This is a genomic window from Aeromonas sp. QDB11, from assembly GCF_027705265.1.
In the GTDB taxonomy this organism is placed as follows: Bacteria; Pseudomonadota; Gammaproteobacteria; order Enterobacterales; family Aeromonadaceae; genus Aeromonas; species Aeromonas allosaccharophila.
This window is the reverse complement of sequence record NZ_JAPDBM010000084.1, coordinates 1-15,932: the sequence shown is the minus strand read 5'-3', so window position 1 is coordinate 15,932 and position 15,932 is coordinate 1. Positions and strand designations below refer to the sequence as shown.

General features: G+C 58.9%; 13 protein-coding genes and 2 pseudogenes. 11 read left to right on the top strand and 4 right to left on the bottom strand.

What is annotated here, in order from left to right; genetic code table 11:
* Positions 1-947, bottom strand: a 947-nt coding sequence (locus OKC40_RS20155; protein WP_270796732.1) for an IS4 family transposase, incomplete at its 3' end; no start/stop codon positions are given.
* Positions 948-1,048: 101 nt separating this feature from the next.
* Between OKC40_RS20155 and OKC40_RS20150 the strand changes: the two are divergent.
* The 9 genes and pseudogenes from OKC40_RS20150 to gloA all read left to right on the top strand — a co-directional run.
* Positions 1,049-2,308 (top strand): annotated as a pseudogene (locus OKC40_RS20150) (DUF3427 domain-containing protein); the annotation flags it as partial.
* A gap of 181 nt (positions 2,309-2,489) precedes the next feature.
* Positions 2,490-3,071: an electron transport complex subunit RsxA gene (rsxA, locus tag OKC40_RS20145; RefSeq protein ID WP_005337600.1), complete on the top strand. Its 582-nt coding sequence runs from the start codon at positions 2,490-2,492 to the stop codon at positions 3,069-3,071.
* A gap of 2 nt (positions 3,072-3,073) precedes the next feature.
* A complete protein-coding gene (gene rsxB, locus OKC40_RS20140) occupies positions 3,074-3,652 on the top strand; it encodes an electron transport complex subunit RsxB (protein ID WP_005350799.1) in 579 nt (192 codons plus the stop codon).
* A 14-nt stretch (positions 3,653-3,666) separates the two neighbouring features.
* Entirely contained in the window at positions 3,667-6,573 is a 2,907-nt protein-coding gene (rsxC, locus tag OKC40_RS20135) for an electron transport complex subunit RsxC (RefSeq protein ID WP_270796730.1), read from the top strand.
* An 11-nt stretch (positions 6,574-6,584) separates the two neighbouring features.
* Positions 6,585-7,637 (top strand): electron transport complex subunit RsxD, encoded by a 1,053-nt coding sequence (rsxD, locus tag OKC40_RS20130; RefSeq protein WP_040067829.1) that lies wholly within the window; start codon positions 6,585-6,587, stop codon positions 7,635-7,637.
* Between the two features lie 43 nt (positions 7,638-7,680).
* The gene (rsxG, locus tag OKC40_RS20125; protein WP_005359614.1) at positions 7,681-8,313 is read left to right on the top strand and encodes an electron transport complex subunit RsxG; all 633 of its coding nucleotides are present in this window, start codon (positions 7,681-7,683) and stop codon (positions 8,311-8,313) included.
* Between the two features lie 15 nt (positions 8,314-8,328).
* Positions 8,329-9,090 (top strand): electron transport complex subunit E, encoded by a 762-nt coding sequence (locus tag OKC40_RS20120; protein WP_423250317.1) that lies wholly within the window; start codon positions 8,329-8,331, stop codon positions 9,088-9,090.
* Between the two features lie 13 nt (positions 9,091-9,103).
* A complete protein-coding gene (gene nth, locus OKC40_RS20115; RefSeq protein WP_213386978.1) occupies positions 9,104-9,745 on the top strand; it encodes an endonuclease III in 642 nt (213 codons plus the stop codon).
* A 56-nt stretch (positions 9,746-9,801) separates the two neighbouring features.
* Entirely contained in the window at positions 9,802-10,215 is a 414-nt protein-coding gene (gene gloA, locus OKC40_RS20110; protein WP_005347113.1) for a lactoylglutathione lyase, read from the top strand.
* Between the two features lie 86 nt (positions 10,216-10,301).
* On the opposite strand, the gene OKC40_RS20105 is transcribed toward gloA, so the two are convergent.
* Entirely contained in the window at positions 10,302-11,177 is an 876-nt protein-coding gene (locus OKC40_RS20105; protein WP_333563277.1) for a flagellar protein MotY, read from the bottom strand.
* A gap of 68 nt (positions 11,178-11,245) precedes the next feature.
* Positions 11,246-13,219: a methyl-accepting chemotaxis protein gene (locus OKC40_RS20100; protein WP_042018867.1), complete on the bottom strand. Its 1,974-nt coding sequence runs from the start codon at positions 13,217-13,219 to the stop codon at positions 11,246-11,248.
* A gap of 311 nt (positions 13,220-13,530) precedes the next feature.
* On the opposite strand from OKC40_RS20100, the gene OKC40_RS20095 reads away from it, so the two are divergent.
* The gene (locus OKC40_RS20095; protein ID WP_442865911.1) at positions 13,531-14,454 is read left to right on the top strand and encodes a hypothetical protein; all 924 of its coding nucleotides are present in this window, start codon (positions 13,531-13,533) and stop codon (positions 14,452-14,454) included.
* 381 nt (positions 14,455-14,835) lie between these two features.
* Entirely contained in the window at positions 14,836-15,468 is a 633-nt protein-coding gene (locus OKC40_RS20090) for a phospholipase D family protein (protein ID WP_270796725.1), read from the top strand.
* 299 nt (positions 15,469-15,767) lie between these two features.
* Here OKC40_RS20090 and OKC40_RS20085 read toward each other — a convergent pair.
* Positions 15,768-15,932, bottom strand: a pseudogene (locus OKC40_RS20085) (IS630 family transposase); the annotation flags it as partial.

Below are 15,932 nucleotides of genomic sequence, written 5' to 3'. Positions count from 1 at the left end.
TGCGATTTCCACTCTTTAAATAACAACTCCACCTGCCAACGGCAGCGATACAGGCTCATCACCTGCTCTGCTGACCACGCTGCTCGCGGTAGGTTGGTCATCCACAAACAGAACCGCTTTTCCTCGGCAAACCAGCGCCGGATCAACCGGTATTCCACTTTGCCGGACTTCACCACCATATCCAGCACCTCGGCCCGACAGCGCCGCCGTCCGGCCTCTTTCAGTGACAGTCCCGCCAGTTTTGGCACTTCCCGTCCATCACTGCGCCAGGCCTGGATTATCTTGGGGTTCAGGTTTTGAGTGCCTCGCACCAGATAAAATCCGCCAGCGTCGTTCACCTGCTCAAACCAGGCCCTGTCAATGTAACCCGCGTCAGCCAGCAGCAGGCAGTTGGTCAGCTTGTGGGCCTCAGGGAGAAATTGCCGCTCCCCTGCGGTATCGGCAGACACACTCATGCACAGCGGGCTTTGCTCCGACAAAGACATGGTCATATGGCACTCGATAGCCGCCGGACTGATGGTCTTGAACCGGCCAGGAAAGTCAGCAGCCAGGCGCCGATGCACAGCAAAGGAGGTGCCATCGTGCAGTAACACCTGCTTGAACGCGCCGAGGGAAGCCGCGTTGAGTTGATGGTCGATACGCAAGGCGATGGCCCGTTCGACCAAGGCTTTCATAAACAGGGCAAAGCTCTCTTTGCGCAGCTGATTGTGAAACGGTTTGTAGGAAACCTGATGCGCGTTCACCAGTTGCAACGCATTGAAATGACGGTGTAAACCGGCAATGTCATTGACCTGGTCTCCCCCCATGGCCCGCAGCAGTGCAGGGACGAGCATGGCAGGGGTAATGGCGCGCTGACGCAGACAAAACTTGCAGAGCCGAGCAATGCGCTCGAGTGCAGCGGGAGCCAGGAGTTGCTCCAGATAGTGATTAGCATTAATAATGGTCATAGGCTTCGCGCGTGTTGATTTTGTTTGGCGATAAAATCAGATCACAAACGAAGCCTTTTTTATATCTATTTCAATTGGTTGCCGCTAAAGATCCTGTACATGTGCTGTTTTTACGACCAACGGAAAGCCTCACCATCTTCTTGCAGCAATTAGGGCGCGGCCTGCGGCTGGCGAGCGATAAAGAGTGCTGCACCGTGTTGGACTTTGTTGGGAATGCCCGTGCTGAGTATGACTTTGCCCAGAAATTCCGGGCACTGGTGGGTAAAACCAATAAGGCGATTAGCCACGAGATCAAACAGGGCTTCCCTCACGCCCCCTTGGGCTGCCGCATCGAACTCTCAAAACAAACCCAAGAGTTAATTCTGAGCAATATCAAGAAGGCGACTCTCAATACCTCGCGCCTTATGGGCCTTATCCGCCGTTTCTCACAGGATTGCGATTTACCGCTGACGCTGGCGAATTTTTTGAAGTTCTACCCTCATATCAGCCTTGAGGAGATCTACAAGCGCGGCAATTGGAGCGCCTTGGTCAAACAGGCCCGCAACCATACCGTTTCTGAAATGAGCGATGAGAAGCTATCAACCCTCTACACCCGAGCAATCAGAACCCGGCTATTGGGCTGCGATGCGCTCCATTACTTGCACTTCTTACAAACCTTGGTGGAAAGCGCCTTTACCTTAACCGCCGAGCACGATGAACGTATGGCCTTGATGTGCCATTACGACTTCTGGCAACAGAGCGGCCCCACTGCAGGCTTTAGTGCCTTGGCGCACAGCCTGAAACAACTCAATCAACCAGAGTTGAGGGCCGAGCTGGCAGATCTGTTGCCCATGCTGATCAATCGGGTACAGCACGAACAACGAGCCATGCCAGATCTTCCCGGTAATCCGCTGCAACTGCATGCTCGCTATGCCAGAGAGCAGGTGCTGGTTGGCTTTGGCGCGACCACCTTCGCGCAGCAACCCACGGCTCGTGAAGGGGTCTATGTCATCGCAGAGCAAAATATCGAGTTGCTGTTCGTGACCTTGAACAAAACGGAACAGCACTTCTCCCCCACCACCCGTTATCACGACTACGCCATCAACGAGTCGCTGTTTCATTGGCAGAGCCAAAACAGCGCTCGCCCCGAGCGGGGTAAGGGTCTGAGTTACATAAATCACAGAGCAGAGGGTAAGCGCTTGTTTTTGTTCGTCCGCGAGCAGAGCAAAGATGAATTTGGCCGCACCCTTGGCTTTGTGAACTTTGGTGAGGTGGAGTACGTATCCCACACTGGCAGCCAACCGATGAACATTAAATGGCGTCTCACTACCCCGATGCCACCATTTATGTGGAAAGAGACCGCCAAACTCGCTGTTGGTTAGTGGGGATAGTCACCCGGTGGGGATATGACGCAAAACCCACCGGATTCTGGCCCAAAACCCCGGCTAAATTATCCAGTTGCATAATAACCATGCGGCCTTGCGGTTGTTTAACTGGCCCTAACGTCAGATAATACCGCCCGCCTTCAAACCCCGATAACCCGACTTTCAGTGACGGTAATTGATGACTGAGTACCTGCTTTTATTGATCGGCACCGTGCTGGTTAACAACTTCGTGCTGGTGAAATTCCTCGGCCTCTGCCCCTTTATGGGGGTCTCCGGCAAGCTGGAAACCGCCATCGGCATGGGGCTGGCGACCACCTTCGTGATGACCCTCGCCAGTGCCAGCTCCTATCTGGTGGAGCACTATATCCTGCTGCCGCTGGATATCGCCTATCTGCGCACCCTCGCCTTTATTCTGGTGATCGCCGTGGTGGTGCAGTTTACCGAGATGGTGGTGCGCAAGAGCAGCCCGACTCTCTATCGCCTGCTGGGGATCTTCCTGCCGCTCATCACCACCAACTGCGCGGTGCTCGGGGTGGCGCTGCTCAGCATCAATGAGCGACACGACTTTATCCAGAGCGTGATCTACGGCTTTGGCGCCGCCACCGGCTTCTCGCTGGTGTTGATCCTGTTTGCCGCCATGCGCGAGCGTCTGGTCGCCGCCGATGTGCCCGCGCCGTTTCGCGGGGTGTCGATTGCCATGATCACCGCCGGTCTGATGTCGCTGGCCTTTATGGGCTTTACCGGCCTTATCAAGATATAACCATGATCCATATTCTCTTTGCCATTCTGGTGCTCACCCTGCTGGCGCTGGCGTTCGGGATTATCCTGGGCTTTGCCGCCGTCAAGTTTCACGTGGAAGCAGACCCCATCGTCGATCAGCTCGATGCCCTGCTGCCCCAGACCCAGTGTGGCCAGTGCGGCTATCCCGGCTGCAAACCCTACGCCGAGGCGCTCGCCAACGGCGATCAGATCAACAAGTGCGTGCCCGGTGGCGAGGCCACCATGCGCAAGATTGCCGATCTGATGGGGGTCGAGCCCCAGCCGCTGGGGGGCAGTGACGAGGCCGCTGTGCCGGTCAAGAAGGTCGCCTTTATCCACGAAGATCAGTGCATCGGCTGCACCAAGTGCATTCAGGCCTGCCCGGTGGATGCCATCGTCGGCGCCACCAAGGCGATGCATACCGTGATTGCCAACGAGTGCACCGGTTGCGATCTCTGTGTCGATCCCTGCCCGACCGACTGCATCGAGATGATCCCGGTGCCTACCACGGTCGATAACTGGAAGTGGGATCTCAATAACGTGCATGTTCCGGGCAAGATTCCGGTCAAGATAGTGGAATAAACAGCGGAGCAACCATGCATTCCTTACTCGAACGTATCAAAGCCGGCACGCTCTGGGACTTTCACGGTGGCATTCACCCCGCCGACAACAAGCTGCAATCAAGTCAGAGCCCGGTGGTAGACGCCGGTCTGCCGCCGCGCCTCATCATTCCGCTGCGCCAGCACGCAGGCCCCGCCGGCGATCTGCTGGTGCAGGTGGGCGACAAGGTCAAAAAAGGGCAACCGCTGACCCGTTATGCCAAGGGGCGGATCGTCCCTGTCCATGCCTCCACCTCGGGTACCATCACCGAGATTGGCAACCACACGGTCGCTCACCCCTCCGGACTCGGCGATCTCTGCGTCATCCTCACCCCCGATGGGGAGGATGAGTGGGGCGAGCGCAACGGCAAAGCCGATTACTGGAATCTGGAGCGGGGCGAGCTGCTCGAGCGCATTCAGCAGGCGGGGGTGGCGGGCCTTGGCGGCGCCGTGTTCCCCACCCACAGCAAGCTCGATGGCCGCGGCCAGCTCACCGAGATCCTGATCGTCAACGGGCTGGAGTGCGAACCCTATATCACCACCGACGATCGGTTGATGCAGCAGTACGCCGACGAGATCATGGATGGCATCCGGGTGCTCAAGCACCTGCTCAAACCGAAACTCACCCTGATCGGGGTGGAAGACAACAAGCCCGAGGCGATCGCCGAGCTGACCCGCCACGCTACCGATGAGGATGTGCTGGTCAAGACAGTGCCGACCAAGTACCCCTCGGGCGGTGCCAAGCAGACCATCGAGCTACTGACCGGCCGTCAGGTGCCCAAAGGCGGCCGCGCGGTCGATATCGGCATCATGGTGCTGAACGTCGCCACCGTGTTTGCCATCAAGCGCGCTATTATCGACGGCGAGCCGCTGATCGAGCGGATCGTCACTCTCACCGGTGACAGCTTCAAGAAACCCGGCAACGCCTGGGTGCGTCTCGGTACGCCGGTGCGCTGGCTGCTGCAGCGTTTTGAGCTGCAACCGGAAGCGGATCAGCGGGTGATCATGGGGGGCCCCATGATGGGCTTTACCCTGCCCCACGCCATGGTGCCGGTGGTCAAGGCCACCAACTGCCTGCTGGCACCGACCCAGGCCGAACTGCCCGCCCCCGGCCCGGAGCAGGCCTGCATCCGTTGCAGCGCCTGTGCTGATGCCTGCCCGGCCAGCCTGCTACCGCAAGAGCTCTACTGGTACAGCAAGGCCAAAGAGTACGACAAGGCCGAGAAGCTCAACCTGATGGACTGCATCGAGTGCGGTGCCTGCGCCTGGGTCTGCCCGAGCGAGATCCCGCTGGTGCAGTACTACAAGATCGCCAAGGATGACATTCGCGAAGCCCGTGCCGAGGCCGAGAAAGCCGAGCGCGCCAAGCAGCGTTTCGAAGCCAAGCAGGCCCGTTTCGAGCGGGAGAAGGCAGCCCGCGAAGCGCGCCACGCCGAAGCCGCCGCCCAGCGCCGTCAGGCGATGACCGCCGCTGGCGGGGAAGATCCGGTTGCCGCCGCCCTGGCCCGCATCAAGGCCAAGCAGGATGCGCCAATCACCGCCATTGCGGGCACTGCCAAAGGCGTGCCCGACAACAGCGCGGTGATCGCCGCCCGCGAAGCCCGCAAACGGGAAGCAGAAGCGCGCCGCGCCGCCAAACTGGCGGAGAGCGCAAACAGCGAAACTGCCGCCGAGGCAGTTGACCCCGCCAGCGATCCCAAGAAAGCGGCCATAGCCGCAGCTCTGGCGCGCGCCAAGGCCAAGAAGGCCGCTCAGGCGGGCGATAGCGCCGAGCCTGCTACAGCCGAAACCGCTGCTGCCCCAGCGGTAGATGCTGATCAGCAAAAGGCAGAGGTTGATCCGAAAAAAGCGGCGATTGCCGCCGCCATCGCCCGGGCCAAGGCCAAAAAGGCCGAAGCCAGTGGCGAACCGGTAAGCGCAGCCAACAGCGCGGTAGCAGACGCAGGCTCGCAAGGCGATGCGCCATCTGCTGCCAGCGAAGCAGTTGATCCCAAGAAAGCGGCTATCGCTGCTACCATCGCCCGGGCCAAAGCCAAGAAGGCAGCCCAGCAGGGTGACAGCGCTGAGGGCGATCTGACTGCAACCGAAGGCACCAGCGAAACGGCTGCAACCCAAAGCGATGCACCATCTGCTGTCAGCGAAGCGGTCGATCCCAAGAAGGCCGCTATCGCTGCTGCCATCGCCCGGGCCAAGGCCAAGAAGGCAGCCCAGCAGGGCGACAGTACCGGTGCTGAAGGTGCGCAGAGTGAGCCAACTGCCAGCGCGGAGACCCGCGACGAGACGTTAGCCAAGAGCGAAGTAACTACCAGCCAGAGCGATACGGCTGCAAGCGAAGCGGTTGATCCCAAGAAAGCCGCTATCGCCGCTGCCATCGCCCGGGCCAAGGCCAAAAAGCTGGCGCTGCAGGGCGAAAGTGTCGGTGCTGAGGATGCGAAGAGTGAGCCTACTGCAAGCGCAGAGACCCGCGATGTGGCAGTAGCCAAGAGCGAAGTAAACACCAGCCAAAGCGATACGCCTGAAAGCGAAGCGGTCGATCCCAAGAAAGCCGCTATCGCCGCAGCCATCGCCCGGGCCAAGGCCAAAAAGCTGGCGCAACAGAGCGCAAGTACCAGTGCTGAAGTAGAGAGTGCCGGTACTCAGGTAGACAGTGCTGGAACTGAGGGTGAGCGCGCACCGGCTGAGCCGATGCAAAGCGATGCAGCCAGCAGTGAGCAACCACTTGCCGTCACTGCTGCGCCTGAAGCGAGCGCCCCTGCGGCTGATGCCCCGGTTGATCCGAAAAAAGCGGCCATTGCGGCTGCCGTGGCCCGCGCCAAGGCGAAGAAGCTGGCGGCCGAGGCAGCCAGAGCAGCAGAGACCGCCGCTGAAGATGCCCCGTCAGCCGACCGAACAACCACAAGGTAATCGACAGACTCATGTTCAATATTGCGACTGCGCCGTTTGCCCATAACCGCAAACAGACCCGAACCCTGATGCTGCTGGTGATCCTGGCCTGCGTGCCGGGCTTGCTGGCCCAGACCTGGTTCTTCGGCTGGGGCTCCTTTATCCAGATCCTGCTGGCGTTGGTCACTGCGCTGCTGTGCGAGGCGCTGGTGCTCAAGCTCCGTGGCCGCGCCATCAAGCCTGCCCTGATGGATGGCAGTGCGGCGCTCACCGCCGTGCTGATCGGTCTCTCCCTGCCGCCGCTGCTGCCGTGGTGGATGCTGGTGGTAGGCACGGCCTTTGCCATCATTGTCGCCAAACACCTTTACGGCGGACTGGGTCAGAACCTGTTCAACCCGGCCATGGTCGCCTATGTGCTGCTGCTGGTCTCCTTCCCGGTGCAGATGACCAGCTGGCTGCCGCCGGAGAGCGTGCGCGCCTACAGCCTCGGCTTTGGTGATGCCGCATCGGTGATCTTCACCGGCTTTAGTCTCGATGGCTACAGCATGGCCCAGCTCAAGCAGGGGGTGGATGGTCTCACCATGGCGACCCCCCTCGATACCCTGAAAACCGGCCTGACTCAGGGGCTCACCACAGGCGAGATCCTGAGCGGCCCGCTATTCGAGGGTTGGGGCGGCATCGGCTGGAGCTGGGTCAACCTCGGCTACCTGCTGGGCGGCCTGTTCCTGCTGCAACAGAAGGTGATCAACTGGCGCATTCCCACCGCCATTCTCGGTGCCCTGCTGGCGGCCTCCACCATCGGCTATCTGGTGAGCCCGGATGCGACCGCCACGCCCATGTTTCATCTCTTTAGCGGCGCTACCATGCTGGGGGCCTTCTTTATCGCCACCGATCCGGTCAGTGCCTGCACCACGCCGCGCGGCCGACTGGTCTATGGCGTGCTGATCGGGGGGCTGGTCTACATCATTCGCCGCTTTGGCGGCTATCCAGATGCGTTCGCCTTCGCCGTGCTGCTGGCCAACCTTTGTGTGCCGTTTATCGACAGCCTGACTCGCCCGAAAGTGTATGGAGCCCGTCGCCAATGATGTTTCTGCCCTTTTCCCCCATCACAGCTGACGGAGCCCGGACATGTTAAAGAGCATGCGCAAGAACGGCCTTATTCTGGCGATGTTCGCGCTCGGCTGTACCGCACTGGTGGTACTGACCAACGAGTTGACCAAGGATAAAATCGCCCACCAGCAGCAGCTGGAGAAACAGCAGACCCTCTCGGTATTGCTGCCGGAGGGGAGCTATGACAACGATCTGGTGGCCAGCTGCAAGCAAGTCACCAGCAGGAAGTATCTCGGCAGCGATCAGCCTCAGGCCCTCTATACCGCCAGCAAGAATGGCGTGGTAACCGGCTATGCGCTGGAGGCGATCGCACCGGATGGCTACAGCGGGGCGATCCGCATCGTGGCGGGCTTTGATGCCAAGGGCACCATCACCGCCGTGCGCGTGCTCGCTCACAACGAGACCCCGGGTCTGGGTGACAAGATCGAGCTGAAAAAATCGGACTGGATCAACAGCTTTGCCGGAAAATTCCTGACCCATGACAACGAGCCCCAGTGGGCGGTGAAGAAGGATGGCGGCGAGTTCGATGCCTTTACCGGCGCCACCATCACCCCGCGAGCCGTGGTCAAGGCGGTGAAGAACCTGCTGAAACTGCAGCAGGAGCAACCCGAACTGCTCAGCAACGCCCCGGCTTGTCCGGCGGCGAACTAACGGAGTCGAGCCATCATGAACCAGATGGAACAGATTGAAACGGGCGCAACCCCGATTGCCGAGCTGGAAAGCCGCAAGGGCGAGCTCAAGGAGCTGATGAGTCAGGGGCTGTGGAAGAACAACCCCTCGCTGGTGCAGGTGCTGGGGCTCTGCCCGACCCTCGCCGTCTCCTCCACCTTTACCAATGCGCTGGGGCTGGGCCTTGCCACCATGGCGGTGCTGGTCTGCTCCAACCTCGCGGTCTCGCTGGTGCGCAACTGGGTGCCGAAGGATATTCGCATCCCGGTCTATGTGATGATCATCGCTTCGCTGGTGACCAGCGTGCAGCTGCTGATGAACGCCTACACCTATGGCCTCTATCAGGCGCTCGGCATCTTTATCGCCCTGATCGTCACCAACTGCGTCATCATCGGCCGCGCCGAGGCCTATGCCTCCAAGAACCCGCCGCTGCTGGCGGCCCTCGACGGCCTGATGATGGGCCTTGGTTTTACCCTGGTGCTGCTGGTACTGGGCGGCATGCGCGAGATCATCGGCATGGGCACCCTGTTTGATGGCGCCGAGCTGCTGCTGGGCGAGTGGGCCAAATCCCTGCGCATCGAGCTGTTCCACGCCGATGCCAGCCTGCTGCTGGCGATTTTGCCGCCGGGCGGCTTTATCGGGCTGGGGCTGCTGATCGCCGCCAAGAATGCCATCAACGACTGGCGGGACCGCAAACAGGCCGCTACCGTGGCCCACAGCAACGTTGCCCCGGCCCGCGTCCGGGCGACCGAGCTATGATTGGACGCAAGGCATGAACAACCAGAAACGCAGAGAGATCCTCGAGCGACTGCGGGAAAACAACCCCCACCCCACCACAGAGCTCAATTTCAACTCGCCATTCGAGCTGTTGATCGCCGTGCTGCTCTCGGCGCAGGCGACCGATGTCAGCGTCAACAAGGCGACCGACAAGCTCTATCCGGTGGCCAACACCCCGCAGGCGATGCTGGATCTCGGGGTGGACGGGCTCAAGGAGTACATCAAGACCATTGGCCTCTTCAACACCAAGGCCGAGAACGTCATCAAGACCTGCGCCATCCTGCTGGAGCGCCACGGCGGCGAGGTACCGGAGAATCGCGAAGCGCTGGAAGCCCTGCCCGGCGTCGGCCGCAAGACCGCCAACGTGGTGCTCAACACCGCCTTTGGCTGGCCCACTATCGCCGTCGATACCCATATCTTCCGGGTCTCGAACCGCACCGGCTTTGCGGTAGGCAAGAACGTGGATCAGGTGGAGGAGAAGCTGCTTAAAGTGGTGCCCGCCGAGTTCAAGCTGGATGTTCACCACTGGCTGATCCTGCACGGACGTTACACCTGTCTGGCTCGCAAGCCCCGTTGTGGTTCCTGTATCATCGAGGACTTGTGCGAGTACAAAGAGAAGGTCTATCCCGACAACTGATAGCCTCGCAACCGAGATTGAAAGCAGTACACATCACCAACCCGGAGAACTGAGCAATGAGAATTCTGCATACCATGCTGCGTGTCGGCGATCTGCAACGCTCCATCGACTTCTACACCCGTGTCCTTGGCATGAAGCTGCTGCGCAAGAGCGAGAACAGCGAGTACAAGTACACCCTGGCTTTCGTCGGTTACGGTGACGAGAAAGATGAAGCGGTGATCGAGCTGACCTACAACTGGGGGGTGAGCGAGTACGAACTGGGCTCAGCCTATGGCCACATCGCGCTGGAAGCGGACGACATCTATGCCACCTGCGATGCCTTACGCGCCGCCGGTGCCAAGATCACCCGCGAACCGGGCCCGGTCAAGGGTGGTACCACCGTTATCGCCTTCGTCGAAGATCCGGACGGTTACAAGATTGAGCTGATTGCCAAGAAAGATGCCGGTACTGGCCTCGGTGACAGCTTCTAAGCTGCCTTAATCCCACTGCCTAATGGCAGGATCAAAAAAGAGCGCAGATGCGCTCTTTTTTATGCTTCTCTGACCGGGCCGCAAAGCTAGATCTCGCCATTGCGCCCCATGCTGATCACCACCCGCCGGTTCTTGGCACGACCCTGTTCGGTTTCGTTGGAGGCGACGTGCTGCTTCTCGCCATGCCCCTCCACCGAGATCTTGCCGGGATCTATCCCCAGATCGACAAACACCTTCTTGATGGCATCGGCCCGCTTCTCGGAGAGTTTCAGGTTCGGCCAGCGGCCGCCATAGCTGTCGCTGTAGGCATCGATCACCACCACGTCGATGCTCTTGTCCGCCTTGATAAACTCGCTGATCATCGCCAGCCGCCGCTTGGAGGGGATGGAGAGCTGATCGCTGTTCTTGTCATAGGTAAGCACGCTAAAGGCGATATCGTTGAAGCTGTAGGGCAAGAGCCCGCTCAGACAGTCGATAAAAGCCTGATATTTCACCCGAAAGTTGACAGACGAGAGGGACACCCGCACCGCGCGGTTCTGGCGATACCAGTCCCGATACTGGAAGGTCGGCATCCGCCCCCCCTCCAGCTCGTCGAGCATGGTCCAGGCAGTCTGCCCCTCCACCAGCCCATCGAACTGCTGATAGAAGCGCAGTTGACTCACTTCTCGCCCGGCTATCCCCGGGCGCCATACCGGCGGCATGATGCCAAGGCTCACCGTCTGGGTCTGGGCCTGTGGCCGCTTGCCCTTGAGCTCGAAGTCGAGGTTTATCTTGCGTCCGGCGCGGCTGACAAAGGCCCCCGTTCCCCAGTTGGGAATAGGGTGCTCGAGGCGACACTCAATCTGAGTATCGGAGGTCAAACGCCAGACGGATTGATCCAGACCGGCACCGAATTCGGTGACCCCAGCCTGTAACTGCATACTCACGGATATGCTGACCAACCCCAACAACCAAGCGTTCAATTGCCTGCCCTCCACACGATCTCACCAGATATATCGGCCAGGGAGGGTCAAGCTTTAGCGCAAATGGATCAGTGGGGGGATGCTCTCTCCAGCAACTTGAAGCTGGCAATACGTCCGGCCAGCTCCCGTGCCAACTGATCCAGCTCGGCACTGTTTTGCTGCAAGGTGACCGAGTGCTGACGGTGCGCCTCGTACACTTCGCGGATGGTCATCACATTGTGCTGGATATCGTCGGTCACGTAGCGCTGCTGTTCGGTTGCGGTTGCTACCTGCGCCGTCATGTCACTCACCTTGCGCACCTCGTTGACGATGTCGGTAAGCTCGTGACCCGCCCGCTGCGCTTCACTGACACTGAGACCCGCCTGCTCGCTGCCAGACTGCATGGCCACCACCGCCTGACGGGCCCCAACACGCAGGCGGGATAACATCTGCTCGATATCATCGGCCGCCTGCTGGGTTCGGGACGCCAGCGAGCGCACCTCGTCAGCGACCACGGCAAAGCCGCGCCCCGACTCGCCAGCCCGGGCGGCTTCAATGGCGGCGTTGAGGGCCAGCAAATTGGTGCGATCGGAGATCTGCTTGATGAGGTTGAGCGCCTCGACGGCAGATTCGGTGTCCTGATGCAGGTTGTTGACCAACACCTGGGTCTCGTCGAGGGTACCGGCCACCCGTTCGATGGCGGTAATGGTCTGATCCACATCTTTGTCACCCTGCCGGGCACGACCGATGGCCTGCTGGGTTGCCAACGAGGTCTGGGTCGCATTGCGGGCGATTTCAGCCACTGTTGAGGCCATTTCAGTCGCAGCTGTTGCTACCAGCTCCACCTGACCGACACCACGCACCACCCCCTCATTCACTTCGGCAATCACCTCATTTGAGTTGCTGGCACTGCGGGTCAGCACCTCACAGGAGCGGCGCACCTCCAGCAGCAGCCCTTCGAGGTGTTGCAGGAAGCGGTTGAGATCCCGCGACAGTGCCCCCAGCTCATCGCCGGATTGCCATTGCACCCTGACCGTCAGATCGTTGTTGTTGACGAGTTGAGAGAAGGTGCGATGCAGTGCCATGAAACCCAGATGCACATCCCGCAACACCTTCCAACTGATGAGGGTGGTCAACAGCAGGCAAAAGAGCACCGCCAGCGACCCCCACCAGAAATTGCGCTGACTCTCGGTCTGCATCTGTTCAACCCGTTCGAACAGTTGCTGATAGAGCCGATCTTCCCCCTGCTTGAGCAGCTCGATCTTCTCGGTACTCAGGGCAAACCAGCGCTCTGGATCGACGCCGAAGCCCCCATCAGCCATCTTGCCAAGCGCCAGCTGCTCGAATTTCACCACCTCTTCCATGACCGGATTTTGCTCTATCTGCGCAAGTAGTTCCCGCTGCGGCTCGCTTGCCACGGCGCGAAAACGCTCAAGGTAACTCTGCTGGGCAGCCAGCAGGGACATAAACTGCTGCAGGGTTGCCGGGGTGAAGATCCCTTTGGCAAACACATTGCTGAGGGTGGCCCGCTCCATCCCCATGCGCTCCTTGTTTTGCAAGAAAGCAGCGTAGGCATTGGTCTGCAGGGCGATCCCGGCATCTTGGCTGCGCAGGCTAATCTCATCCACTACCTTGAGCAAAGAGGCAATTAACTGGCTATAGAAGGCAACCTGACGGGGCGCCTCGATGGCCAACTTGCTCACCTGATCGCGGATCCCGGCCAACTCGCTCAATCCCTGAGCCACCGCCTCATGAGCCATCCCCTGCTCTTGTGCCTGAAAATGGTGGATCGCCTCGTCAACCAATAGCTTTTGACGCGGCAGAACATCGGCGAATTTACGCCCCTGCGAGCCGATAAACCCCGCCGACATGCCTCGCTCCTTTTGCAGTTCATGCACCAGCTGGGCACTGCTTTTCACCACGGTGAGCTGCTGCAGGGCTTGCTCCATCTCATGGGCGGCCTGATACCTGTCGTATGCATAGTGGCTGGCGAAAAATAGCAACGCTAATAACGGCAGGCAAATTGCCAGCAACATCTTGCTAGCTAATCCGAGTCTGTTCATCCCGAGCTCCTGTTATTTTTGTCAACTCATTGATTATATTTAACCATCTCGCTGATACAGCCGGTTGTGCCGCTCATTCGCAAGAACTATGAGCCACATCAAGCATTTCCGATTAGAGCAGTATTGCAATAAATGTTTTTCATCTCTGGACAGTGTCAGCATATAGCCCCACTGGTTACACTACCGTTCACCTGCGTCAAGACAGCCCTAAGGAAGCTCGCTACAGTAAGGGCAAGGCCACCAGACTCCGCTGATCGGGAACCACGCGCATGCTCCGACCTTTATCCTCTTTATTGCTGATGTTGTTACCGATGCTGCTGGCGCTATCCGGCAGCGCCGTCCATGGCGCGACACAGGAGCAGGAGTGGGCACAGGATCGTGCCAATGCGGTGCTGTCGCTGATGACCTTCACCGTGGTGCCCGACATCACCGCCAGCAACCTGAATATCGGCAGCGGCACCGATCAATCCGCCGCCCTCAACATGACCCAGATCGGTGGCGGTGCCACCATGAGCGAGGCCGTGCCCATCTATCTGGAAGGGGCGATCGGTTTTAGCCGCTACGATCCCCAGTTTGTGGTGAGCAACGGCACCGAGAGCCGCACCATCCCGACCAAATGGAACAGCGTGACCGCCTCTGGCGGGGTCGGCTGGGATATCGCCCTTCATGAAGACCAGCATGGTGGCCACTGGGTACTGCGCCCCATCGCCAACGTCTCGCTGGGCACCATGGCCAGCGATCTGCGGATCGGCAACTGGCTGCTGGATCGCACCAAGGGCTACTCGCTGGATTTTCTCGATAACGGTCAGCTCAATATGTACGGATTGGGGGGCTCGCTGATGCTCGACTACGAGCTTTTTTCCAAAGCCCAGGATATCGATGCCGAATTGCGTTATTCCTACCAGCACCTGCAGAGCTTTGGCAACACCACGCAAAGCGTGCGCGGCAGCGCCGAGGCGGAGAACCTCGGCCTCTATCTGCGCCGCCGGGCTCCGGTGTTTGACTGGACCCTGCTCGATCGCCCGCTGCGCTATGTGATGGAGGGGGCGCGCACCGAATACCTCGGCGAGCAGCGCGGCCTGCTCGGGTTCAACTCCCTCAACTCCCTTGGTCTGGGGCTGGAGATCGACAGCAGCAAATACGACATCATCATCAGCCGCACCCGCCTGGTCGCCCGCTATATGTTCAGCCACAACACCAACGGTTATTCCATCGGGCTGGCCATGAGCTTCTGAGTCGTTATTGTGTGCCTGCCCATCGATGGCAATCAGGTCAAGCCGAACCACAGCGGCCGCATCCTGTTCGATTGGTAATCCCGACACATGCCTTGCCAGACACCAAGCCCCGCCAAGGGGCTTTTTTGCACCTGCGATCTGCTATCCCCCCCCCCCCGAAAAATCCAGCCTTGTCACAGAGTTAGTGCAATCAGTCACATATTCCTTTTGATGGGATTGCTAGAATGGCTCAGTTTGGCCCCCGTCATCTGCATGGAGCCATGATGTCGATTGCCAGCCTCACAGGCTTGGCGATCGCGGTGCTCGAAATGGAGATGGCCTGCCGAGCGCCAGCCAAGTATTTGCGCCACCAGTTACACCACAGGGATAGAGATTTTTGCCATGGCCAAGTTTTTGAATACCAGCGCAACCAACTATTTTCTTGAAGAACTAATCAAAGATGCCAAAGAGCGTCTGATCCTGATCAGCCCCTTCCTCAAGCTCAACGACAGGATCAAGGAGCTGCTCACCGACAAGAACCGCCTCAAGATCGATGTGCGGATCGTCTATGGCAAAAGCGAGCTGCAACCGGAAGAGATCAGCTGGCTCAAAGAGCTCACCTATATCCGTACCAGCTTTTGCAAAAACCTCCATGCCAAGTGCTATCTCAATGAGGAGATGTGCATTGTCACCAGCCTCAATCTCTACGAGTTCAGTCAGGTCAATAACAACGAGATGGGGGTGTTGATCCAGCGCTCGGAAGATCATGACCTTTACCGTGATGCCTATGATGAGGCCCAACGGATTATCCGGGTCAGTGAGGAGGTACGTATCACGTTGGAGCGCATCACAAGCGACAATGACGAGCATGACACCGCGACCGCCAATGCAGGCCCGGCGCCGGCCTGCCCCAAATGTGGTACCCCTATGGTATTGCGTATCAGCAAGCGGGGGGACACCAAGGGCAATAGCTTCTGGGGATGCCCAAGCTATCCCAAGTGTCGCAGCATCATTCCCATCGAGACGTGTCCCTGACTAGAGCTAAGCGACATGGATATCACTACTGCTATAGACCCGCAGCTAGCTCAGCTTTGATTTCTACTGCCACTATTGTTGCTCACCGTCCTGTTCAAGACGCCGGGGTGGTAACCAGATTAAAAATACATGGGTCGAGACGCTACTCTCACAGCCCCCAACACTGAAGTCGAACACATGTAATTGTCTAATGGGATAAGTGATTTTATATGTATTACACATCTTAAGTACGTTGTATCAAAAAATACACCTCTGATATCAAATGATTTTTCAATACTAAATAACTGATCCCAATAGTGCTACACCTTCGCTGTGCCATAGCTATTCCCGGGGAAAGGAGACACGGTATCCATGAAGTGTTTCACTCGAGCCAGCAGGTTGGCCATTCCTCTGCATTGATGATTGCGCGTGATGGTTTCATGTAACTTGTGCCATAGCCGTTCTATGTGATTAACCCAAGGGCT